This window comes from Rhizobium etli 8C-3, assembly GCF_001908375.1.
Lineage (GTDB): Bacteria > Pseudomonadota > Alphaproteobacteria > Rhizobiales > Rhizobiaceae > Rhizobium > Rhizobium etli_B.
Genome location: NZ_CP017241.1, coordinates 566517 through 587421, shown reverse-complemented (window position 1 = coordinate 587421; position 20905 = coordinate 566517). Strand labels below are relative to the sequence as shown.

The 20905-nt window shown below is 61.1% G+C and carries 20 protein-coding genes and 2 pseudogenes; 13 read left to right on the top strand and 9 right to left on the bottom strand.

Going from position 1 to position 20905, the window contains the following annotated elements:
- Nucleotides 1-199 precede the first annotated feature (199 nt).
- The 5 genes from AM571_RS02970 (at nucleotide 200) to AM571_RS02950 (ending at nucleotide 8388) form a co-directional block, all read left to right on the top strand.
- On the top strand, nucleotides 200-3967 hold the full coding sequence (locus AM571_RS02970) for a peptidoglycan-binding protein (RefSeq protein WP_074060114.1): 3768 nt from the start codon (nucleotides 200-202) through the stop codon (nucleotides 3965-3967).
- A 543-nt stretch (nucleotides 3968-4510) separates the two neighbouring features.
- On the top strand, nucleotides 4511-5077 hold the full coding sequence (locus tag AM571_RS02965; RefSeq protein WP_420493376.1) for a hypothetical protein: 567 nt from the start codon (nucleotides 4511-4513) through the stop codon (nucleotides 5075-5077).
- A gap of 32 nt (nucleotides 5078-5109) precedes the next feature.
- Nucleotides 5110-6180 (top strand): D-alanine--D-alanine ligase family protein, encoded by a 1071-nt coding sequence (locus tag AM571_RS02960; protein WP_074060113.1) that lies wholly within the window; start codon nucleotides 5110-5112, stop codon nucleotides 6178-6180.
- A gap of 481 nt (nucleotides 6181-6661) precedes the next feature.
- Nucleotides 6662-7582 (top strand): sulfite exporter TauE/SafE family protein, encoded by a 921-nt coding sequence (locus AM571_RS02955; protein ID WP_074063046.1) that lies wholly within the window; start codon nucleotides 6662-6664, stop codon nucleotides 7580-7582.
- An 8-nt stretch (nucleotides 7583-7590) separates the two neighbouring features.
- Entirely contained in the window at nucleotides 7591-8388 is a 798-nt protein-coding gene (locus AM571_RS02950) for a TIGR02186 family protein (RefSeq protein WP_074063045.1), read from the top strand.
- Here AM571_RS02950 and AM571_RS02945 read toward each other — a convergent pair whose 3' ends face one another.
- A complete protein-coding gene (locus tag AM571_RS02945; protein WP_074063044.1) occupies nucleotides 8389-8895 on the bottom strand; it encodes a winged helix-turn-helix transcriptional regulator in 507 nt (168 codons plus the stop codon). It lies immediately after the preceding gene.
- A 103-nt stretch (nucleotides 8896-8998) separates the two neighbouring features.
- Between AM571_RS02945 and AM571_RS02940 the strand changes: the two genes are divergently transcribed.
- The 3 genes from AM571_RS02940 (at nucleotide 8999) to AM571_RS02930 (ending at nucleotide 10787) form a co-directional block, all read left to right on the top strand.
- The gene (locus AM571_RS02940) at nucleotides 8999-9559 is read left to right on the top strand and encodes a dihydrofolate reductase family protein (RefSeq protein ID WP_074063043.1); all 561 of its coding nucleotides are present in this window, start codon (nucleotides 8999-9001) and stop codon (nucleotides 9557-9559) included.
- Nucleotides 9560-9645: 86 nt separating this feature from the next.
- Nucleotides 9646-10083, top strand: a complete 438-nt coding sequence (locus AM571_RS02935) for a universal stress protein (protein WP_074060112.1) — start codon at nucleotides 9646-9648, stop codon at nucleotides 10081-10083.
- A 122-nt stretch (nucleotides 10084-10205) separates the two neighbouring features.
- A complete protein-coding gene (locus AM571_RS02930; protein ID WP_074060111.1) occupies nucleotides 10206-10787 on the top strand; it encodes a transglycosylase SLT domain-containing protein in 582 nt (193 codons plus the stop codon).
- 318 nt (nucleotides 10788-11105) lie between these two features.
- Here AM571_RS02930 and AM571_RS02920 read toward each other — a convergent pair.
- The 4 genes and pseudogenes from AM571_RS02920 to AM571_RS02905 form a co-directional block, all read right to left on the bottom strand.
- Nucleotides 11106-11345, bottom strand: a pseudogene (locus tag AM571_RS02920) (tripartite tricarboxylate transporter permease); the annotation flags it as partial.
- 152 nt (nucleotides 11346-11497) lie between these two features.
- A complete protein-coding gene (gene pdeM / locus AM571_RS02915) occupies nucleotides 11498-12223 on the bottom strand; it encodes a ligase-associated DNA damage response endonuclease PdeM (protein ID WP_074060109.1) in 726 nt (241 codons plus the stop codon).
- A 23-nt stretch (nucleotides 12224-12246) separates the two neighbouring features.
- Nucleotides 12247-14757 carry a ligase-associated DNA damage response DEXH box helicase gene (locus tag AM571_RS02910; RefSeq protein WP_074060108.1) on the bottom strand — a complete coding sequence of 837 codons (2511 nt, stop codon included), beginning with the start codon at nucleotides 14755-14757 and terminating at the stop codon, nucleotides 12247-12249.
- Nucleotides 14758-14804: 47 nt separating this feature from the next.
- Nucleotides 14805-15440 carry a YitT family protein gene (locus tag AM571_RS02905; protein WP_074060107.1) on the bottom strand — a complete coding sequence of 212 codons (636 nt, stop codon included), beginning with the start codon at nucleotides 15438-15440 and terminating at the stop codon, nucleotides 14805-14807.
- Nucleotides 15441-15567: 127 nt separating this feature from the next.
- Between AM571_RS02905 and AM571_RS02900 the strand changes: the two genes are divergently transcribed.
- Both AM571_RS02900 and AM571_RS02895 read left to right on the top strand, forming a co-directional pair.
- Nucleotides 15568-16068: an RrF2 family transcriptional regulator gene (locus tag AM571_RS02900; protein WP_074060106.1), complete on the top strand. Its 501-nt coding sequence runs from the start codon at nucleotides 15568-15570 to the stop codon at nucleotides 16066-16068.
- Between the two features lie 27 nt (nucleotides 16069-16095).
- On the top strand, nucleotides 16096-16557 hold the full coding sequence (locus AM571_RS02895) for a carboxymuconolactone decarboxylase family protein (protein ID WP_074060105.1): 462 nt from the start codon (nucleotides 16096-16098) through the stop codon (nucleotides 16555-16557).
- A gap of 310 nt (nucleotides 16558-16867) precedes the next feature.
- Here AM571_RS02895 and AM571_RS02890 read toward each other — a convergent pair whose 3' ends face one another.
- Both AM571_RS02890 and AM571_RS02885 read right to left on the bottom strand, forming a co-directional pair.
- Nucleotides 16868-17503, bottom strand: a complete 636-nt coding sequence (locus AM571_RS02890) for a YitT family protein (protein ID WP_074060104.1) — start codon at nucleotides 17501-17503, stop codon at nucleotides 16868-16870.
- 213 nt (nucleotides 17504-17716) lie between these two features.
- The gene (locus tag AM571_RS02885; RefSeq protein ID WP_074063042.1) at nucleotides 17717-18643 is read right to left on the bottom strand and encodes a class I SAM-dependent DNA methyltransferase; all 927 of its coding nucleotides are present in this window, start codon (nucleotides 18641-18643) and stop codon (nucleotides 17717-17719) included.
- A 143-nt stretch (nucleotides 18644-18786) separates the two neighbouring features.
- Between AM571_RS02885 and AM571_RS02880 the strand changes: the two genes are divergently transcribed.
- On the top strand, nucleotides 18787-19053 hold the full coding sequence (locus tag AM571_RS02880) for a DUF6460 domain-containing protein (protein WP_022718289.1): 267 nt from the start codon (nucleotides 18787-18789) through the stop codon (nucleotides 19051-19053).
- 2 nt (nucleotides 19054-19055) lie between these two features.
- Entirely contained in the window at nucleotides 19056-19553 is a 498-nt protein-coding gene (locus AM571_RS02875) for a CAP domain-containing protein (protein ID WP_074060103.1), read from the top strand.
- Nucleotides 19554-19728: 175 nt separating this feature from the next.
- On the opposite strand, the gene AM571_RS36055 is transcribed toward AM571_RS02875, so the two are convergent.
- Nucleotides 19729-19863, bottom strand: a complete 135-nt coding sequence (locus AM571_RS36055) for a hypothetical protein (RefSeq protein ID WP_420493363.1) — start codon at nucleotides 19861-19863, stop codon at nucleotides 19729-19731.
- A gap of 20 nt (nucleotides 19864-19883) precedes the next feature.
- On the opposite strand from AM571_RS36055, the pseudogene AM571_RS37220 reads away from it, so the two are divergent.
- Nucleotides 19884-20051: pseudogene (locus AM571_RS37220) on the top strand (TetR/AcrR family transcriptional regulator); the annotation flags it as partial.
- Nucleotides 20052-20226: 175 nt separating this feature from the next.
- On the opposite strand, the gene AM571_RS02865 reads toward AM571_RS37220, so the two are convergent.
- Nucleotides 20227-20457, bottom strand: a complete 231-nt coding sequence (locus tag AM571_RS02865) for a hypothetical protein (RefSeq protein ID WP_074060102.1) — start codon at nucleotides 20455-20457, stop codon at nucleotides 20227-20229.
- Nucleotides 20458-20905: the final 448 nt, after the last annotated feature.

Sequence of the window (20905 nt, the reverse complement as noted above, 5' to 3'; positions counted from 1 at the left end):
GCTTGTTTACCACGTCTCGTGAAAGGTGCGGGGTAAGCAGTGGTGATCCGCATTCCTTTTTCAAGTCTCGCGTTTACTTGGAGTGCCGCTACGCCGTTCAAGTTGAGAAAAGTCTAATAAGCTCTTCTCCGGTGAACGGTCTCTCAAGCCAATGGCCTGGCCCTGACGGGGGTCCCGAGCAGACGAAGCGAGCAGGAAGATGAACGGATCGCGATCCAATATCCCCCGGCATTCCGACAGAGCATCGCTCGATGCGCTGAACCGCACGATCGAGGGGCTTGAGGCACGCATCGAAGGCCTGATGGGCAAGTCGAGCCGCGAACCGAGGCCGCAGCCAGCTGCAGCGGAGCGCGAGAGCTTTGGCAGACCTTACGAACCGGCTTATACGAGACCGGAAGCCCGGCCTGATCCGCTCGCAGAAATCCGCGAGCGCCAGCGCACGCTCGACGCCGGTCGTGAACGCGCAGCCGCCGAACGTGCCGCCTACCGCGAGCCGGCATCTGCCCCGCGCATGCCGGCACCGCAGGCCGCGCCTGCTTATGGTGCCTCGCCCGACACGATGACCGAGATTGCCCAGGCGCTCGTCAACCTGCGCCAGGACCTGAAGCGCGATATTTCAGACGGCGTGGCGCGCGAGATGGATGCGTTGCGAACGGAGTTGCGCGAGATCAAGACGAGCGCGCAGGACCCGCATTTCGCCGACGACATCCGCCAAGACATGGGCCGGCTCGCCCAGAGCATAAACCAGCTCTCCAGCCGTTCTGCCGGTCCGGAGGCTGCGGACCTGCGAAGCGAATTCGAAGAGCTGCGCTCACTGATGGACGGGCTTGCCCGCGAAGATTCCATCCGCCACATGGAACGCCGCTGGGACGGCTTCGAAACCCAGCTGCATGCGCTGGACACGGCGGGCCTGCAGGAAGAGCTGGTGTCGCTTGCCTACCGGCTCGACGATATCAAGCGCCATATCGGCGGCATGGGCGAGAGCCCGGCGGTGCGCGCGCTCGAAGACAAGCTGATTGCGATCGCCACCGCGATGGAACAGTTCGGCAGCATGATCCGGCCGCATGACCGCGCAATGGCCGAGCAGTTTGCCGCAATGGATATGCGCCTTGACGAGATCAGCCGTGCAATCGCGGCAAGCGGGCGCAGCGCGGCAAGCGGCGACCCGGCGCTGATGCATCGCCTCGAAGGTCGGCTGAATGCGCTGGCCGAGCAGATCGATATGGTGGGCCGCAGTGCGGAAAGCCGCGCACTGCCCGCCGAAGGCCTTGCCGACCGGCTGGAAATGCTGACGCGACGCGTCGAGGAACTCGCCAATACCAAAGCGACGGCACGCCTCGACGAGCGGCTCGAGCAGCTTTCCTTCATGCTCGAGCGTGCTCAAAAGACGGTTCCGCAGGCCGATCTGAACGGCACGCTTGCCGATATCTCCCGCAAGATCGACGCGCTGGAAAGCGGCGCAGTCAATGACGTGCTGGCGGAACGGCTGGACTATCTTGCGCGCCGCATCGACCAGATGGACGTGCAGCCTGCGCATGGCGCGGCTACCGATGACGTTGCATTTCGGCGCATCGAGGGGCGCCTCAGCGATATCGCGGCACGCCTCGAGGAAAGCACTGCGGCGCCGCCGACGGATGCGCGTGCCCTGAAGAACCTCGAAGACCAGATTGCCGGTCTTTCTGCGCTGATGAACTCGCCGCGCGCCGGCGGTGACGCCATTCCGGTCGAGCTCGACCGCCGCATGGGCGCCATCGAAGACTACATGGCAACCAGCGACGAATACATCATCGAGGCCGCCCGCCAGGCGGCCGAAGCCGTCGTCGAGGCCTATTCCCGCAACGGCGGTCTCCAGGCCGGCGCAGTTCCGGCCGCCGACATGTCGGCGCTTAACGCGCTCGCCGAAGATCTGCGGCATCTGGAAGAGCTCAGCCGCAGCAGCGATGAACGCACGCACAAGACGTTCCAGGCACTGCACGAGACGCTGGTGCAGATCGCCGACCGGCTGGACGACATGGAAAGCCGCAACCGGCCGGCGGCAAGGATGCCCGCCGCAGATGCCGATTTCGAGATCGATCCCTACGCACTGGTCCCTGCTGGTGGCGAGGAAAGCGAGACACCGGCCGTCTTCGGTCAAAAGGGCGGCTCGCCGCTTTTGCGAACGGCCGAGACGATCAGCGAGCCTGTCGTGCCTGCGCCTTTTCCGCCCACAGCCGATACGAGCGCGAGCGCGATCGAAGCAGCAACCAATCCCGCCGGAGCCGCCACGCCCCCAAAGGGCAGCCTGCTTTCAGCACTCGGCAAGCGGCTGATTCCGGGCAAGAAGACCGAAAAGGCGAAGGCTGTCGAGCGCACCGTCATCGATCCCGCGCCGTCGATCGATCCGGTCGACCTGATGCCTGGCGAGGAAGCATCGAACGAGCCGCTGGAGCCGGGCTCGGGCGCGCCGGATGTGAAGAAGATCCTGGAGCGGGTACGCGCCAGCCAGGCGGCGGCGCGCAACAATCCAAAGCCGGCAACCGAAAACGAACGCGCCGACTATATCGCCGCCGCCCGCCGCGCAGCCCAGGCCGCCGCCATGGAAGCCGATCCAAGGGCCCAGCCGGTCAAGGCCGAGAAGAAATCCAAGGCACCAAAGCCTGCCGGCGGCGCCAGCGCCTTCAGCCGCTTCCGTCGTCCACTTCTGCTTGCTGCCGGCGCCGTGCTGCTCGCCATCATGGCCTTCCCTCTTGCCCGGACGCTGACGAGCGGCGAACAGGCCCCGCGGGACGAAGTCTCGCTGCTTTCGGACGCCGCGCAGAACCCCGTTGCAGCCAATAACTCGGCCATGCCGGAACAGAGCTTGGAAGCGACCGCAGCCGTCACGCCGATGGAATCTGCAGACCCCGAGGCCGCAGCATCGCCCTCCGCAGACACGGCACAGACCGAGCCGGACGCCATGCAGACCGCACCGGCCGGTCACCTGACCGACGCCGTCCCGCTTGACGGCGAAGGTGCTTCGACGCTGACGCCAGGCGCGCCGGCACAGGATGCCGCAACGTTCTCGCCCAAGGACGTTCCAGTTTCGACGAATGCCTCGCCCGCGCCGTCTTCCATATCCGTGCCGGACACGATCCAGCCGCAGGCGCTGGCACAGGCCGCCCGCAACGGCGACCCGCTCGCCCTCTTCGAGATCGGCGCACGCTATACCGAAGGCCGCAACGGACTGGCGGCCGACCAGGCTCAGGCAGCAAGCTGGTATCAGCTTGCCGCCGACAAAGGCTTTGCTCCGGCGCAATACCGTCTCGGCAGCATGTACGAGAAGGGGACCGGCGTCGCACGCGATATCGGCAGGGCCAAGGCCTTCTACGAGCAGGCTGCCAATCAGGGCAATGCCAGCGCCATGCACAATCTGGCCGTGCTCTACGCCTCCGGTGCGCTGGGCGAGCAGGATTACACGGCAGCCGCAAACTGGTTCACCAGGGCGGCCGACCTCGGCATCACCGACAGCCAGTTCAACCTGGCGATCCTTTGGGCCCGCGGCAACGGAGTAGCGCAGGACCTCGGCGAAAGCTACAAGTGGTTCGCAATCGCTGCAAAGGGCGGCGACAAGGACGCCGGTGCCAAGCGCGACGAAGTGGCAAAGGCGATGAAGCCCGCCGACCTTGAAAAGGCGCGGGCTGCAACGGAAGCCTGGAAGCCGCAACCGCTTGACAACAAGGCCAACGGCATCGAAATCCCGGACGGCTGGGCGAGCAACGGCACGAAGACCTCGACAATCGATATGAAGAAGGCGATCCGCAACATTCAGGCGATCCTCAACAACAACGGCTTCGACGCCGGGCCGGCGGACGGCGAGATGGGCGCAAAGACGACCGCCGCGATCAAGAGCTTCCAGAAGTCGGTCGGCCAGGACCCGAGCGGCAGGATCAACGACGACACGGTAAAGGCGCTCCTGGAGCGCAACGCCAAGAACACGACAAAGGCTTGACGGAAGGACAACGAAAGCGTCGAACTGACCTGGGCCGATTGCTGCTTTTTTCCCTCAACTCACATCGATTGCAAGCAATCGCCAGCAAGCGAGATCGCTTGAGATCGGGTTGGTCGCTCGGACTTCGCTTGTTTTTTCAAGAGTTCGCCCGGAATGTTCTGGCACCGACGATGACCGTCCCCTGTGCCTCCAAGAGGGGGCGCAGCAGTCGAGGTCGAAGACGGTGTTCCTTGACCGGCTGTTGAGATCATCTGCGCCTTTGGGCTTCCAGACGTCGTCCAGACGAACCCGCCGGCGAGCATGCATTGCGGCAGGCCGAAACGACAGCCACCTGGCGGTCACAGGACTGCGTTCCAAGATAGGCGAAAAACCCCTGCTCTTGCGGCACTTGCCCATACCGCAATTTTGAAGGATCCGTTCTGTTCGCCGCAAAAGGGTCGCTTTGCTTGTGGAATTTCCCGGCGTGATTTGATCACCGATGGGGGATTCGTGAATATACGGCGGGCGGACGTGCCCTATTTCAGCCAATGGGAAACGCCCGAGATGACGCTGCCAGTCGTGGCAAATGGCTCTGCTGCGCTCCTGCGCGATCCGCTGTGGCGGCATTCCGGTGCCCAGACGATCGAGGAATATGCCCGCTGGGCCGTCAATGTCTGCGGTATGGCCTGCCTCAAGATGATCCTTGCCACGCGCGGCGAGCTTTATCCGACGCTCGATCTTGCCCGCGGCTGTGCGGCCTATGGCGGCTATGTCGTCAATGACGCCGATGCCTCGATCAAGGGGCTGATCTATGCGCCTTTCGTCAAGTTCGTCACCGAACGGTTCGGGCTGGGCGCGCAGACAATGACGAATGTCGATACGGCCGCCATTCCCGAACTTCTTTCCAAGTGGCAGTTTTTCATTGCCTCGGTGCATCACGCAATCCGCTGGCCAGAGCGTGAGCCGCCGTCGAAGGGCGGCCACCTGGTGCTGGTGACGGCGGCCTCACCCGAAACCATCCGCTTCCACAATCCATCAGGACACAATCTGGAAAGCCAGGCGCATGTGACGCTGCCGCTTTCAGTCTTCGATCGCTTCTTCGCCAACCGAGGCATCGCCGTCGGCTTCTAGGTCCTTTCACCAAGTCATTCCGGAGACATTACATGACCGATGCATCAACCAGACTGCGCATTGCCGTGCTCTTCGGCGGACGATCGACCGAGCACGATGTATCGGTGCTTTCGGCTACCAATGTGATGCGTGCGCTGGAGCCTCAAAAATACGACGCCGTTCCGGTGTTCGTCACCCGCCAAGGACAATGGCTGTTGAGCAGCTTCGAGGATGGAACGCTTGCGAAACCGGATACCGGAGCCGAGGTCTGCCTCCTACCGGGCGGACGCGGACGCTTGTTTGCAATTCCCGCTGGCGGACCGGCTTACGAACTGCCAACGATCGATATTCTCTTTCCGGTCCTTCACGGCCTGCATGGCGAGGACGGCTCCGTGCAGGGCCTTGCGGAGGTTGCCCGAGTGCCGCTTGCCGGCTGCGGCATTCTCGGATCTGCGACCGCACTCGACAAGGATATCGCAAAGCAGCTCCTGAAGGCAGCCGGGGTGCCGGTGGCGCGCTCGGTGACTTTTCACGAGGGCGCACAGCCTTCCTTTCTTGCGCTGGAAGACGAACTCGGCCTGCCGCTCTTCATCAAGCCGGCGCGGCAGGGCTCGTCGGTCGGCGTCAGAAAGGTCCATGCCAGCCAGGAATTCGACGGTGCGCTTGCGGAAGGCTTCCGGCACGACCGCAAGCTGCTGGCGGAGGAATTCGTTCGTGGGCGCGAGATCGAATTCAGCGTGCTCGAGGACAAGGCAGGCAAGCTCTTCGTTTCACGGCCCGGCGAGATCGTTCCGGCCGAGAGCCATGGCTTCTACAGCTACAATGCAAAATATATCGACGAGAACGGTGCGGCGCTGAAAATACCGGCAGAATTGCCGCCGAACATCGAGGCCGGCATGCGGGATATGGCCGCAAGGGCTTTCAGGGCCGTCGGCTGCGACAGCATGGCGCGCGTCGACTTTTTCCTGACACCGGACATGCAATTCCTGGTCAACGAGATCAATACCATCCCCGGCTTCACCGATATCAGCATGTATTCCAAGGCAATGGCGGCAAGCGGCGTGAGTTATGCCGAAGTCATCGACCGGCTCGTGGCGCACGGGCTGGCACGGGCCGGGCAGTGACGATGAGATAGCCTCAGGCGCCCCTTCTCGACTTTACTTGCAAGCTGTTCGGTAACCGTGCCCCAGCAATCGTCGAGGCCAAATTCGACGGGCATGCTGCTCTTCGGCGCTGTCCTTGTGCTGACGTGGGCCGCGTTGGTGCCCTCGCGCCGGCCAGGAGCCCCTCATGGCCGCTGATATCACGCCTTGATTTGGTCATTTCGATCGTTTCTTGCCCGACGCAGCGGTGGCGAATTGTCGAGCCTGTCGCGTAAGGCCTGCCAAAGTGCGCTGCCCAAGAGCCACGCTTCGTCGACTGCTCGCCCGCCGTCGTCACAAAATCTGAAAAAAGCCCAATTAATCGGAACTTATCGCTCGCGTAATGGGCGGATCGCATGTCGTTTATCGAAAGCCTCTGGCAACGATTTCGCCGTATGATGCGCCATTCGAACGGGACGCAAAGACACCTGCCCGGCGGGGGCAGTATAATTCGGGGTCGGCTGTGACAATCTATCTGCCCATCGCAGAATTGTCGGTGAACATCTTCATCATCCTCGGCATGGGTGCGGCCGTCGGCTTCCTGTCCGGCATGTTCGGCGTCGGCGGCGGCTTTCTGATCACGCCGCTGCTCATCTTCTATAACATCCCGCCCGTGGTAGCCGTCGCCACCGGCGCAAACCAGGTGGTCGCTTCCTCGATCTCCGGCGCGATCACGCATTTCAGGCGCGGGACGCTGGACGTGAAGCTCGGGACCGTCCTGCTAGTCGGCGGCCTTACGGGCGCGACGATCGGCATCTGGATCTTCTCGCTGTTGAGGCGGGTCGGTCAGCTCGATCTCATCATCTCGCTGATGTACGTCATCTTTCTCGGCACTGTCGGCGGTCTGATGCTGCTCGAAAGCATCAACGCCATGCGCCGCGCGGCCAAGAACGTGCCGCCGACACCGCGCAGGCCCGGACATCACCACTGGGTCCACCGCCTGCCGCTGAAGGTGCGGTTCAAGAAATCGAAGATCTTCCTCAGCGTCATCCCGATCGTCGCGCTCGGCTTTGGGATCGGCATCCTGACCTCCATCATGGGCGTCGGCGGCGGCTTCATCATGGTGCCGGCGATGATCTACCTGCTGCGCATCCCCACCAATGTCGTCGTCGGAACATCACTGTTCCAGATCATCTTCGTCACCGCCTACACAACCGTGGTGCAGGCTGCGACCAACTATTCCGTCGATATCGTGCTTGCCTTCATCTTGATGGTGGCCGGCGTCGTCGGCGCGCAATACGGCGTGCGCGTCGGCCAGAAACTGCGCGGCGAACAATTGCGGGCGCTGCTCGGGCTGCTCGTTCTCGCCGTCGGCATCCGCCTGGCGGTGGCGCTGGTCGTGACGCCCGCGGACATCTATTCCGTCGTGATGGGACCGTACTGATGAAGCGGATTCGCCTTTGTCTTTTCGCTCTCTTCTGCCTCTTGCCGGAAATTGCCGCAGCGCAGATGCTGCTGCCGGGCCAGAATTCCGAAGAAGGGCGCGAGGGGCTGGAGATCGGCACGTCCAGCAGCGAAATCGCCATCACCTCCGATTTCCGCGGCGCCGACCTGACGATCTTCGGAGCGCTGACCAATACCGACAACCTTTTGCTTGCCGTCGGCCAGTACGACGTCGTCGTTGTTTTGGAGGGCCCGCGCGAAGATGCGACGGTGCGCAAGAAGGAACGCGTCTTCGGCATCTGGATCAATACCGACTCCATGACCTTCGAAGGCGTACCGCATTCCTATTCGATGTCGAGCTCACGCTCGATCGACGACGTGGTGACACCGCTCAACCTCACCGATCAGGGGATCGGCATCGACCATATCCCGCTGACGCCCGTCGGCTTCGTCGGAGACGGCAGCAGCCTCGGCGAGTTCCGCACCGCCTTCCGGCGGTTGCAGCAGACCGGCGGGCTCTACGAGCGCGACCCGACCGGCGTACGCTTCGTCAGTTCCAATCTTTTCAAGGCAAGCCTTCGCCTGCCGGCCAACATTCCGAACGGCGTGCACACGGTGCGTGCCTATCTCTTCAAGAGCGGGGTGTTCGTGACGCAAAAATCGGTGCCGCTGCGCGTCATCAAGACCGGCATCGAGCAGATGCTTACCGATGCGGCTCATGAACAGCCCATTCCCTACGGCATTTTCGCCGTGTTCCTGGCGATCGTGACCGGCTGGGGCGCAAGCATCGTCTTCCGCAAGGATTGATCAGGCGGACTTTTTCTTTTTTGCAACGACCTCAAGATAGGCCTCGGTGAGGCGGTCGAGCACCGAGGGCGTTCCCGGCTGCAGATCTTTGCCCAGGTGTTTTGCCCGCAATTCATCCATGAAGTCTTCCCAAAGCCGCAGGCCGCCATTTTCCAGCAACTCGGCGCGAATGGAGAGCTCTTCGGACACCGGCAGATGTCTGCGGCCCCAGGCGCCCATATGGGCAAAGAGCGGCACGAGGTCGATCGCCATCTCGGTAAGACTGTAGATGGCTTTCTGCTTGTGCGTGGGATCGTCGTTTCTGGTCAGCAAGCCCTTGTCCACGAGGCGGCGCAGGCGGTCGGCAAGGATGTTGGAAGCGATGCCTTCCTGCGAATTCTGCAGCAGTTCGCGGAAGTGACGGCGATTGCCGAACATGATGTCGCGGATGACGATCAGGCTCCATCGGTCACCGAGGATTTCCAGCGTCAGGTTGATCGGGCAGCCGGAGCGGTGAAGCTCGTCCATTTTCTGTTCTCCAAAAATCTGCTTGCATTTTGCCATCGGTTTATCTAGCTTTCAACCGGTTGCTTATTGAAACCAGTTCTGTCGTGACATGGAGGAAACCGACATGAGAAGGCTTGTTATGTGGAATCTGATGACACTCGACGGCTACTTCGAAGGCATAAAGCCGTGGGACATCGACTTCCATAATCTGGTCTGGGGGCCGGAACTGCAGAAATACTCCGAACAATTGGGCGAGGAAGGCGACCTGCTCGTCTTCGGCCGGAAGACCTACGAGGGCATGGCCGCCTATTGGCCGACGGCGAAAGAGGACGACAAGACCAAGCAATACATGAACAACATCGCAAAGATCGCCGTGTCTCGGACGATGAAAGAGCCGGGCTGGAACAATGCCCGCATCGTCAGCGATCCCGTTAGCGAGCTTCAAAAGCTCAAGACGCAGGATGGCAAGACCATCTTCATCTTCGGCAGCGCCGAACTCTGCGACGCGATGCTGAAGGCCGCACTCGTCGACGAGATCCGCATCTGCCTGGTGCCGGTGGTTCTCGGCGCGGGCAATCCGCACTTCAAGACGGCGACGGCGCAGCTACCGCTGAAGCTGCTGGAAGCCAAACCGTTGAAGACCGGCGCGGTAATCTTGCGTTATGAACCGGCCGGGTCAGCGTGATGGCGACATTCGCGACAGTTTGATGCAGATCAAGGTGTTAGGCTGGTTCCTCCGGCAATATGCGAGCGTTGAAGGAGGAGCCAGCCATGTACAAACACATTCTCATCCCGACCGAAGGTTCGCAGCTTTCCACCGATGCGCTCGAAAAGGCGCTTGCCTTTGCAAAGGAGATCGGCGCCAGGGCAACGGCCCTGACCGTCATTGAACCGTTCCATATCTTTTCCACGAATATCGATCAGCTGGAATCCACGCGCGAAGAATATGACCGGCACAGCCATCAAGCGGCAGACCGGATCCTGGCGGATGCCGCTGCGCGGGCCAGAACGCGCGGCATCGATTGCGATACGGCCCAGGTGACCAGCCACGAACCCGCCAAGGCAATCATCGACACGGCAGCGCAGCGCGGCTGCGACCTGATCGCCATGGCATCGCACGGACGCGAAGGCTTCACCGCAATCATGGTCGGAAGCGTGACGATGAAGGTGCTCGCCCATTCCAAGACCCCGGTTCTGGTTTACCGCTGATTTGACCAGAGCTTGCGGCAGCCGGGCAAGCAGGAGTGCGTTGTACATGAAGTCGCCTTTGACTAAAAACCGAGTATTAAGATTTACGAGTTAGTAATCTCTCGAAAACGAGAGGTTCTGTTTTGCGTACCCGTACTCTTCTCGCCCTGGTGCTGCTGGCGCTCGTTGCCGGCTGCGCCACGGCGCCCCGTCAAACCAGGAACATCTGCGCCGTCTTCGAACAGCGCAACGGCTTCTTCAGCAACTGGCAGCACGAGGCCGAGCGCGCCGAAAAGGAGTACGGCGTGCCGGTGCCGATCCTGATGGCGACGATGTATGTGGAATCCGGTTTCCAGCCGAACGCCCGCCCGCCACGCACGAAGCTTTTCGGCTTCATTCCCTGGACTCGTCCGTCGACTGCCTACGGCTATTCGCAAGCGCTCGACGGCACCTGGGACCACTATCAGTCGGCAACCGGCAATTGGGCTGCGCGCCGCACCAATTTCGCCGATGCGATCGATTTCATCGGCTGGTACCACTACAGCAACAGCCAGGCGACCGGCATCCAGCTCAACGACGCCTACAGCCTCTACATCGCCTACTATTCAGGGCCGAAAGGGTACAAGCGCGGCGACTGGCGCTCGAATGCGCAGTTGCAGAAGACGGCACGCAGGTTCGCCAACATGGCATCGACCTATCAGCAGCAGTTGCAAGGGTGTAATTGAGCTCCGATTTCCATGGCGCGGCGGCATGCTCGACTTTCGAGGCTTTGCCTGCGGGCTTTGCACCTCAGGACGAGGAGCGCATTGGCCCAAGGAACGTCAGGGCCTGTTAGCTGGTTTGCAGCCAGGCTCCCTCACGGGATTAAAGATCCGTGTCCTCGAAATAGTGGCTCCAAACGACAGGGCCGGCCCCGGCTTCATGAAAGCACTTCGTGGCAGATTTCAAGGGAGCAGAGCAGCGGAATTTCTTCCCAATCCCGATCATCTCCTCTTCGAAAATGACAGGTCCGGGCTCGGCAATGCGGCGCCTGTGGTCGTCCTTCACTCCTCCTGAAACGCTTCGTCTCTGCGCCTGCGAACGGCGGGCAGGACGACCAGTACGAGCAGTATCGCAGCGATACCGAGAAGGACGGCGCTCAGCGGTCGCGTCAGAAAAACACTCGGATCACCTTTGGACAAGAGCAGTGTGCGGCGCAGGAATTCCTCCATCATCGGCCCCAGGATGAACGCAAGGAGCATCGGGGCGGGTTCCGCATCGAGCTTTCGCAGGAGGAAGCCGACCCGTTGCGTTCTTTATTCCCCTTCGATGATTCCATCCCTTTGCGCGGAGCCGGCCAATGCCAGCTTGCAAGGACCGTGACGCTGCGGCCGTCAAAGGTTTAAATTTGCAGACGACGGGCCGCCCGCAAGCGCCTCGAAGGGGTCGCTCGACTTCAGCTACGCAAGTTCCCGTACCTCACCGAATAAATCCGATCCCGTCCCAGAAGATGAGCGACAAGCGACGGCCTGTCGAACAGGCCCGTCATCGCCTTGTGGCCGAGATCCAGTCCGCCGGTCATGACGCCGAAGGCTGGCATGAGGAGGCGGGCACCGTCGGTGGCGAAGCAGGGGCGGCGGACGGCTTTTTCGCGGCGGCGGACCGTGGCCGAAGGGTGCAGGTGACCGGCGATTTCACCGCTCTGCAGTCCACCTTTCGGCTCGTGACGAAAGGTCAGGCCTGCATAGTGCATTTCATCGACCGAAGAGCCGGGCAGATCGATGGTGCCGTCAGGGTCGTGGTTGCCGTTGATCCAGATCCATTCGCGCCCTCGGGCCATGTTCTCGATCAGGGAGCGGAAGGCATCCGGTAGATGCCGCGAGCCGACGCGGTCGTGGAAATTGTCGCCGAGGGAGACGACGAGTTTCGGATTGTAGCGGGCGATGACGGCGCAGAGCACGGTCAGCGTCGCCAGCGTGTCATAGGGCGGCAGCAGCATGCCGCGGCGGGCAAAGGCGGCGCTCTTTTCGAGATGCAGGTCGGAAACAATCAGGATGGCGGCATCCGGCAGGTAGAGCGCGCCGAGCGGATCGCAGACGGCTGCAACGCCATGAACACTGGTTTCGACGCCCGGCATCGGGACCAATCCGTTCAATTCACGCGCAAGCGCCAGCCGGTTCATCAATTTTGTCCGTCCTGCAAATTTCAAGCCATAGCTTCGGCGATCAGATCCTCGGCCGCTTCGGCGAGCACGGCATCGTGGGCCTCGCCGTGAACTGGCTCCTTGCCGATCTCCAGCATCACCGGCACTGCGAGCGGGGAAATATGATCCAGCGCGCGATGCGTAATGTGCCCCTTGATTCGTCTCAGCATATCGCCAAGCCGGGAAATATCCAAAAGCCCGCTCGCTGCATCCTGCCGCGTCGCCTGTAGCAAGATATGGTCCGGCTCGTGGCTGCGCAGCACGTCGTAGATCAGGTCGGCCGACACCGTGACCTGCCGCCCGGTCTTTTCCTTGCCAGGGTGACGGCGCTCGATCAAGCCTGCAATCACGGCACAATTGCGGAAGGTGCGCTTCAGCAGAAACGATTCCTCGAGCCAGGCTTCGAGATCGTCACCCAGCATATCCTCGTCGAAGAGATCGGAAAGGCCGAGACGGCCGTCGCGGATCATCAGGCCCATGTCTTCAAGTCCCCAGATACCGAGCGAATAGTCTGTCGCAACGAAGCCAAGCGGCTTGGCCCCGGCCCGCTCCAGGCGCCGGGTGAGCAGCATGCCGAGCGTCTGATGCGCCAGGCGGCCCTCGAATGGATAGGCAACCATGTAGGCGCGGCTGCCGCGCAAGAAAGTCTCGATCAACAGTTCGTCGCGCTTCGGGAGCATCGACTTGTCCTTCTGCAACGACAGCCAGTCGCGGACCTGATCCGGCAGATGGTGCCAACGCTCAGGATCGGCGAGCATCGATCGCACCTGATCGGCAAGATAGGTCGAGAGCGGAAACTTGCCGCCGGCATAGGATGGGATTTTCGGGTCAAAGGAGAAAGCCTGGGAGACAAGCGCCTCGTTTTCGCGGATGCCTTCGAAACGGAGCACCTTGCCGGAGAAGATGAAGGTGTCACCCGCAGAAAGCTGTTCGAGGAAATATTCTTCGACCTTGCCGAGGGTGCCGCCGCCGCGGCCAATCTTGCCTGTCTGGCCGCGCTTCACCATCCGGACGTTCAGCATCGGGCTTTCGACGATGGTGCCCAGATTCAAGCGATACTGCTGGGCAACCTGCGGATTGGAAACACGCCAGAGGCCCTCCTTCGTCTTGCGGATGCGCGCATATCGTTCGTAGGTGCGCAGCGCATAGCCGCCGGTCGCGACGAAATCGACGATCTGCTCGAAGGTTTCCCAGGAGAGATCGGCATAGGGCGAGGCGCTCCTTACCTCATCGTAGAGTTCCAGCATATCGAAGGGTTCGGCGCAGGCCATGCCGAGCACGTGCTGGGCAAGCGCATCGAGTGCGCCGCGGCCGACGGGCGGGGTGTCCTGCGCCCCGATATAATTCGCATCGAGCGCTGCCTGGCATTCCATGACCTCGAAACGGTTGGCGGGAACGAGGATCGCCTTGGAGGGCTCGTCCATGCGGTGATTGGCACGGCCGATGCGCTGAGCAAGTCGCGAGGCACCCTTCGGCGCACCGACATGGATGACGAGGTCGACATCACCCCAGTCGATTCCCAGATCGAGCGTCGAGGTGGCGACGACAGCGCGCAGCCTGTTGGCCGCCATCGCTGCCTCCACCTTGCGGCGCTGGGCGACATCGAGCGAGCCGTGATGCAAAGCGATCGGCAGGTTTTCCTCGTTGACCGTCCAGAGTTCCTGGAAGAGCATTTCGGCCTGCGATCGCGTGTTGACGAAAAGCAGCGTCGTTTGATGCTCGGTCAGTTGCCTGTAGATGTCGGCAATCGCGTACCTGGCGGAATGGCCGGCCCAGGGGATGTGCTCATCCGTGGAAAGGATCGAGATGTCCGGTTTGGCTCCGCCTTCGACCGTCACGAGACCAGCGTGCCGTTGCCTGCCCTCCTCCTGCGCAACCAGCCATTTCTGCAGCTCGATCGGTTCGGCAACCGTGGCGGAGAGGCCGATGGTGCTGAGGCGTGGTGCAAGGCGGCGCAGCCGGGCAAGACCCAGGGACAGCATGTGGCCCCGCTTCGACGTGACCAGGGAATGGAGCTCGTCGAAGACGACATATTTCAGGTCTTTGAAGAAACGTTGAGATTCCTTGCTGGCAAGCAAAAGCGCTACCTGCTCCGGCGTCGTCAGCAGGATGTCGGGTGGGTTGAGCTTCTGACGCTGTCGCTTGGCGTTCGGCGTATCGCCGGTGCGGTTCTCGACGACAACAGGCAGGCCCATCTCCCCCACCGGCTTCATGAGGTTGCGCTCTATATCGACGGCAAGTGCCTTCAGCGGCGAAACATAGAGCGTGTGGATGCCTTTGAAGGCACCGCCTTGCTCCCGCTTGCCGCGGCGGGTGAGATCAGTCAGCGCCGGCAGGAAACCGGCGAGCGTCTTGCCGGCGCCGGTCGGCGCGATCAGCAGCGTGCTGTGGCCTGCTTCGGCGCGGGCCAGCAATTCCAGCTGATGAGCGCGCGGGCGCCAACCCTTTTCCGCAAACCAGCGGATGAAGGGGGCGGGCAAGGCGGCGCGGGCTTCGGAATCGGTCTGGTCCACGGGACAAAACTAGTAAAATCGACGCGAAATAGAAGAGCGGCCGCGCTTCACATGGCGATATAGCGGTCCTTGCGATGGTTGATGGCGAGCGTGAGGTTGAGCACCAGGGCGCCGAGCACCGAGCAGGCGATGATGAAGGGGCTGGCGACGAAGAAGGAGAGCGCCAGGACGAGGCCATCGAAACCAAGCTGAACGAAGCCTGCGCGCCAGCCGAATCGATCCTGGATATAAAGCGCCAGGATGCCGATGCCGCCAAGCGTTGCGCGGTGGCGGAAAAGCGCCAGCATGCCCGCGCCGATGACAAGGCCGCCGAAGAGAGCGCCGGCGACAGGATCGACATGCGAGAGCCCGATGAATCGCGGCGCGATGTCCGAAAGCACGGATGTAAGAACGATCGCTACAAAAGTCTTGACTGTAAAGGCGGGACCGAGGCGGCGGAAGGCGAGATAATAGAACGGCAGGTTCACCGCAAAAAAGCAGAGGCCGAAGCTCCAGCCTGTCGCATAGTGCAGCAAGAATGCCATGCCCGCCGTGCCGCCTGCCAGAAGGCCGGCGCTGGAGAGAAGCGAGACGCCGAGCACAGCAAGCATGCTGCCCGCCACAAGTCCCTGTGCGTCATCGAAAAGCGAGTGTCTGTCCGACGAAGAGTTCACAAGTCCGGCGAGAGCGGCTTTTTCTGCCATCGTTTTCCCCTTGGTGTTTTCGGTTGTTCTATCCAGCCGTTCAGGCTTGGCAAGCGGGATTTCGACTGGCTGTTGACATATCGGATAATCATGGATATATATTATCCACGAATAGAGAGGACCAGGCATGAAATTGGGTGACGGCGTCGAACAGGCGATCCACAGCGTCGCGATGCTTTCCGGACTTTCGCAAGGCGGCGTGCTGTCGGCGGCTGCGCTCGCGGAGTTTCATGGTGTCTCGACGAGTTACCTGCTGAAGCACCTGCAGGCGTTGTCCGGCGCGGGCATTCTCGACACGGTACCGGGGCCGAAGGGCGGATACAGGCTTGCGAAAATGCCAAAGGACATTTCCCTGCTCGATATCGTGCTTGCCGTCGAAGGACCCGCACCAGCTTTCCGCTGTGCAGAAATCCGCCAGCGCGGGCCAAACCCGCTGCCGCAGCGCTATTTCACCAAGCCCTGCCAGATCAGCGCTGCTATGCAGAAGGCCGAGCGCGCCTACCGAACCGAACTTGCAAGGATCAGTATCGCCGACGTCCTGAGCGAGTTGTCGGCCGCAGATGATGGCGGCATCGCCGCACGCGGCTGCGCATTTCTTGAGACCCACGAGCGCAAAACGGCTCGCTGAGCCCTAACCTTAAAGGAGAAACCCATCATGCAGGCACGTTTCAACTTCGCAAAAGCCTCGCCGGAAGCCTACAAGGCGGTTGCCGCCCTGGAAGAATATGTCCAGGGCGCAGGCCTCGAACGCCGCTTCATCCACCTCATCAAGCTGCGCGCCTCCCAGATCAACGGCTGTGCCTACTGCGTCGACATGCACGTCAAGGAAGCCCGCCATGACGGTCTTGGCGAACAGTGGATCAACCTGATCTGCGCCTGGAAGGAATCACCCATCTATGACGCGAAGGAACGCGCCCTGCTCGGCTGGGTCGATGCTGTCACCAAGATCGCGGAGACCGGCGCTCCGGATGCGGACTTCGAAGCCCTCAAAGCGCATTTCAGCGAGGAGGAAATCACCAAGATCACGGTGGCAATCGGCACGATCAATGTCTGGAACCGGCTGGCCGTCGGCTTCCGCAGCCAGCATCCGATCGATCGGCCGGCGAAGGCTGCGTGAGAAATTCTGCTGCATAAAGCCTGAGGCACACCGCTTGAAGCGACCGACCCGATGCGAATCGGGTCGGAATACTGTCGATTATTTGCTTCGGGCACCTGATCCATCGAAGTTATTGATAATCTCACGGATGACTTGGGCGATCTTTTCCGCTGAAGAGCCTTTGGCATACTCCTCGTTCATGCGGCGTCTGACAAGTTCTTCCAACTCTGACATATCTTCACCTCATCTATCCGGCGCACGGCGAGTGTCGCTCTCGGCCCCAAAGGAGACAAGTTACGATTTGTTTATGATCGAACCGCAGCTTGCGGAACTACAGCGCGATATAACGATCCGCGCGGTGGTTGATGGTCAGGAAGAGATTGAGGACGATCGCGCCGAGAACGGAAAACATGACCACCGGCGGCGTGGTGACGAAAAAGGCGGCGGCAAGAACGCACATGTCCACGCATAGCTGCACGAGACCGGCGCGGATGGCGAAACGCTCCTGCATGTAGATGCCGAGAATGCCGACGCCGCCCAGACTGGCGCGGTGGCGGTAAAGCGCGAGCAGGCCGAAGCCGAGCAGCAGGCCGCCAAGCAGCGCTGCCCAGGCCGGATGGATACTGGAAATCTCAAAAAAACGCGACTGCACATCGGCAAGCACCGACGTGAGGCCGATGGCGACAAAGGTCTTTGTCGTGAAGGCGATGCCGAGCCGCTTCCAGGAGAGATAGAAAAACGGCAGGTTGAGCAGGAAGAAGGCAAGGCCGAAATTCACGCCGAAAGCATAGTGCAGCAGAAAGGCAATGCCGGCCGTGCTACCGGTGAGAAGCCCGGCGCTGGCGAGCACATAAAGGCCGAGTGCAGACACGAGGCTGCCGGAGAATATGCCCTGCACATCTTCGAGCAGCGTATGACGCGTCGCGCTGGTGTTCCAGAAACCGAGGGCACCGATGCGTTGAGCCATGGCGGCAATCTCCAAGAGCAAAAAAGTTCAGAGCGCCGGACAAATCCCCGCGCAACGGATCGCGTATGGTGAAGAGCTGAGGCGTTCCTGCTTGTTCTTCCGCCGCGCCGGTCAGCTATGAGGGGAATTATCGTGCTTTTCGCAGTTGCGAGCAAGCGAAATATGTAAGTAATGCTGACCTATTTTCACATCGCAAGATTCATGCGCTAAAGGCTATCGCCGTGCAATGAAAAGAATGCCGGCGACCGGTTTTGCGCCATCCATTCGAATTGTGGTTTTGACGGTTTCGACGATCTCGAAACCGCAACGGCGACAAAGGCTGCGAACATAGGCTTCCGTGTGGGCATAGCGCAGCGACGGCGCGAGGTGAAAACCGTCTCCCTCGCCCGCGTCTTCGACCGAGAAGGCGAAATCCGCCCCCGAACTGGCGAGGCGATCGACGATCGCGAAGGTGCTTTCGAGATCGCCGAGATACATAAGCACATCGGCAGCAGTCACCAGATCGGCACGGTGGTCCGCGCCATCGGCAAAGACGCCTGAGCCTTCGGGAGCAAGAGAAAGGTCGGCTCGGGCCAAGTGATCGTAGATTGTCTTCTCCCCGGCCTTGGCGAGCATCTTCTGCGAGAGGTCGTAGCCTTCAAGCCGCCCGGCATAAGCGCGAATTTCCGGACCAAGCAGGCCGGTGCCGCAGCCGAGATCGACGGCCAGCGAATATTTGCGGCCGGTGGCGGCGACAAGTGCTGCGAGTTTCTGCGGGACGGAGTAGTCCAGCCTTTCGACGAGCGAGGTTTCGAAACGGGCGGCATAATCATCAAACAGCCGCTCGACATAGCGGCTCGCAGGCCGGTCCGGTGTATTAGAACCATCGAGCAGGGCAAGCTTGAGGCTTGCGCCGAAAATGTCCTCCGGATCGAGCGTAAGGGTTTTCAGAAAGGCTTCGATCGCCGATTCCACTTTGCCGGCCCTTTCCCGATAGGTGGCGAGGCGATACCAGCCGGCAGCCCAGCCGGGCGTCAGTTCCAGCGCCTGCTCCATCAGTTCGGCGGCCGCATCCGGCTCGCCGCCCTCGTCAAGCATCTTCGCATAGTCGGCGCGGCGGTCGGCGATGACGTCGCCGGAGGAAAGCTGGCTCTGCTGCATGATCTGGCCCGTTGAATGCCTGTGCATTTGGCGGCGGCCACAAAAAAACTCAAGTCCTATTTCAGAGGCGGAACGGCCAGTTCCGGAAAAGGCTTGCGGGCGACGCGCCGCAACCGTATTTCAGGGCAAACAGGAGATGGCGCATGTCCGATCAGGTAAACAAATTTCTGGGCGACTCGCTCGGCCGCACATTGGTGAAGCTCTTGGTCGTTTCGCTGATTGTCGGTTTCGTAATGACCGTTTTCGGATGGGCGCCGCTGGACCTCGTCTATAGCATCCGCGATTTCATCCGCGAGATCTGGTACCGGGGCTTTTCGGCTCTCGGCCGCATCGGCGATTATCTGCTGCTTGGTGCAACGGTCGTCATCCCGATCTTCATTATCATCCGACTTTTCAACTTCCGCCGGTAAACATGACATCCATCGATCTTTCCAGGCGCAATCTGCTGCGCATTTCAGGCCTTGTCCTTCTGACGGGCGTCGCAAGCTGCACGACCGCACCCAGAATGTCCTCCACGCCTTCGGACGGGGATGACGAGACGGCGGCGGCGCTGCCGCTCGTCAACCAGCTTCGTGCCAAAAACGGCCTGACGGCGCTTCGCGTCGATCCGGCTGCAAGCGCTGCGGCGATCTACCAGGCCAAGCGAATGGCAAGCGCCGGCAAGATGACGCACCTGATGGGCATGGCCGACAGTTTCGGCGCGCGTGTGACGAAAAGCGGCGTGCAGCTTCCAGCGGCCGAAAACATCGCCGCCGGTCAACAGAGCGTCGAGGCCGCGGTAACGGCCTGGATCAACTCGCAGCACCACCTCGAAAACATGCTGGGACGCTATAACGGGCTCGGCGTGGCCGTTGCGCACAATACGTCTTCCCGGAACATACCTTACTGGGCCATGGTTCTTTCCAGCTGAGGCCATTCTGCCTTTCACGAGCGAGGCAGAAATGGATACCGGAACACCGCGAAACCGGCTGGCATTCGACGTGACGCACCGGCGGTGCTGTCGATCGCTGTGCCATTTTCCATTTGCCAATCCTATTGCGCCCCCTGTGCGGGCGGCACCCATCTCATTGAGGCGGCTGGACGGTTCAGTAGGTAATCTGTCCGTCCACAATCTGTTCTCCGCCCGAGGAAACCTCCCGCTTCAAGACCTCGCGCGCCACCGCGACTGGAGCCGCAACGACTACGCGCACTGCCGAACCGGCGAAATTGGCCGCAGTCATTCCGATCTGTTTCGTAACGCTCGCAAGTGCATGGTCTCACTTTGCTGCTGGTAGACCGCCTCGTCGGCCCCAGCGACAAAGTGGAGGCGCTGACCGAGAGCGTCCTGCAAGGCATGCTCGACGGATTGGCGAATAGTATCCCCGCGATACCAGCGGGCGTGTGGGTGGGACCTCGGTCTGGCGAATAAAAGGTCCCAAGGCTCGCTCTCGGCGACCTGCTGACATTTTGGCGAGGATTGTATTGGGGCTGATGTTTTGCTGGCAACCTTGCGGGTGATCTCCGCACTCAAACAGCATTGCCAAGGAATGGGGTGCAGCGCTCGTAGAACAACGTCCTCCCGAGGCTGGGATATCCGACCGACCTTAGCCTAAAGCCGCTGTCAACACATCCCCGACCTGGATATACGACAACTTGGCCTTCGCAACCTTCGCCCTCAGAGCCGCCAGCTCTTCAGCAAGCAGTTCCGCGGCGATCTTCTGGACGGCTGCCTTCAATCGATCCTCGACGTCGAAAACGTCCAGCATGTAACTGGTTATTGCGTCCTTCATCAGTTCTTCGATGGCAGTATCATTCTCCTCCGGCGTGTCAGTCATACTGCGCTTCCTTTGGTTGCGGGCATTCCCCTTCAGTTGGCACCTTTGAGGCTAGTTCCAGGCATTATCTCGGTCCATAATACTTGAGGAAGACTTTCTGAATTCTAGGGATGCTCATTTCCTCCTTTGGTTTAGCCCACCCCACCAGATTGTCGGAGTTATCGAGCTTAACCTTCCTCAGCTGGGGGGTTACAGATGTGCGGCAAGCCGCTGAGAGCACTCCGACCGGATGGTGGGTAAGTCCCCATCATTTGCGCCTGTGAGCAAGGCCCTGTGGCGCTGATGATCGAAAGCTTCCGAACCGGCTTGCTCTCGAACATCATGCTTGGAAAAAGGCCCCTGGTGATCGATTGCGCGCGGGATGTTCAGGGGGTGGCGTCAGATCGGATGCGTTCCAATCCCTGGAGTCCCCCGGATTGAAGCGGAGTTGCAGCGCGCTTTGCCCAGC

Excerpts from the sequence above, each read along its gene's own strand:
- AM571_RS02970 (WP_074060114.1), top strand. The coding sequence starts at position 200 with ATGAACGGATCGCGATCCAATATCCCCCGGCATTCCGACAGAGCATCG.
- AM571_RS02965 (WP_420493376.1), top strand. The coding sequence starts at position 4,511 with ATGACGCTGCCAGTCGTGGCAAATGGCTCTGCTGCGCTCCTGCGCGAT.
- AM571_RS02960 (WP_074060113.1), top strand. The coding sequence starts at position 5,110 with ATGACCGATGCATCAACCAGACTGCGCATTGCCGTGCTCTTCGGCGGA.
- AM571_RS02945 (WP_074063044.1), bottom strand. The coding sequence starts at position 8,895 with ATGGACGAGCTTCACCGCTCCGGCTGCCCGATCAACCTGACGCTGGAA.
- AM571_RS02940 (WP_074063043.1), top strand. The coding sequence starts at position 8,999 with ATGAGAAGGCTTGTTATGTGGAATCTGATGACACTCGACGGCTACTTC.
- AM571_RS02935 (WP_074060112.1), top strand. The coding sequence starts at position 9,646 with ATGTACAAACACATTCTCATCCCGACCGAAGGTTCGCAGCTTTCCACC.
- pdeM (WP_074060109.1), bottom strand. The coding sequence starts at position 12,223 with ATGAACCGGCTGGCGCTTGCGCGTGAATTGAACGGATTGGTCCCGATG.
- AM571_RS02905 (WP_074060107.1), bottom strand. The coding sequence starts at position 15,440 with ATGGCAGAAAAAGCCGCTCTCGCCGGACTTGTGAACTCTTCGTCGGAC.
- AM571_RS02900 (WP_074060106.1), top strand. The coding sequence starts at position 15,568 with ATGAAATTGGGTGACGGCGTCGAACAGGCGATCCACAGCGTCGCGATG.
- AM571_RS02895 (WP_074060105.1), top strand. The coding sequence starts at position 16,096 with ATGCAGGCACGTTTCAACTTCGCAAAAGCCTCGCCGGAAGCCTACAAG.
- AM571_RS02890 (WP_074060104.1), bottom strand. The coding sequence starts at position 17,503 with ATGGCTCAACGCATCGGTGCCCTCGGTTTCTGGAACACCAGCGCGACG.
- AM571_RS02885 (WP_074063042.1), bottom strand. The coding sequence starts at position 18,643 with ATGCAGCAGAGCCAGCTTTCCTCCGGCGACGTCATCGCCGACCGCCGC.
- AM571_RS02880 (WP_022718289.1), top strand. The coding sequence starts at position 18,787 with ATGTCCGATCAGGTAAACAAATTTCTGGGCGACTCGCTCGGCCGCACA.
- AM571_RS02875 (WP_074060103.1), top strand. The coding sequence starts at position 19,056 with ATGACATCCATCGATCTTTCCAGGCGCAATCTGCTGCGCATTTCAGGC.
- AM571_RS36055 (WP_420493363.1), bottom strand. The coding sequence starts at position 19,863 with ATGACTGCGGCCAATTTCGCCGGTTCGGCAGTGCGCGTAGTCGTTGCG.
- AM571_RS02865 (WP_074060102.1), bottom strand. The coding sequence starts at position 20,457 with ATGACTGACACGCCGGAGGAGAATGATACTGCCATCGAAGAACTGATG.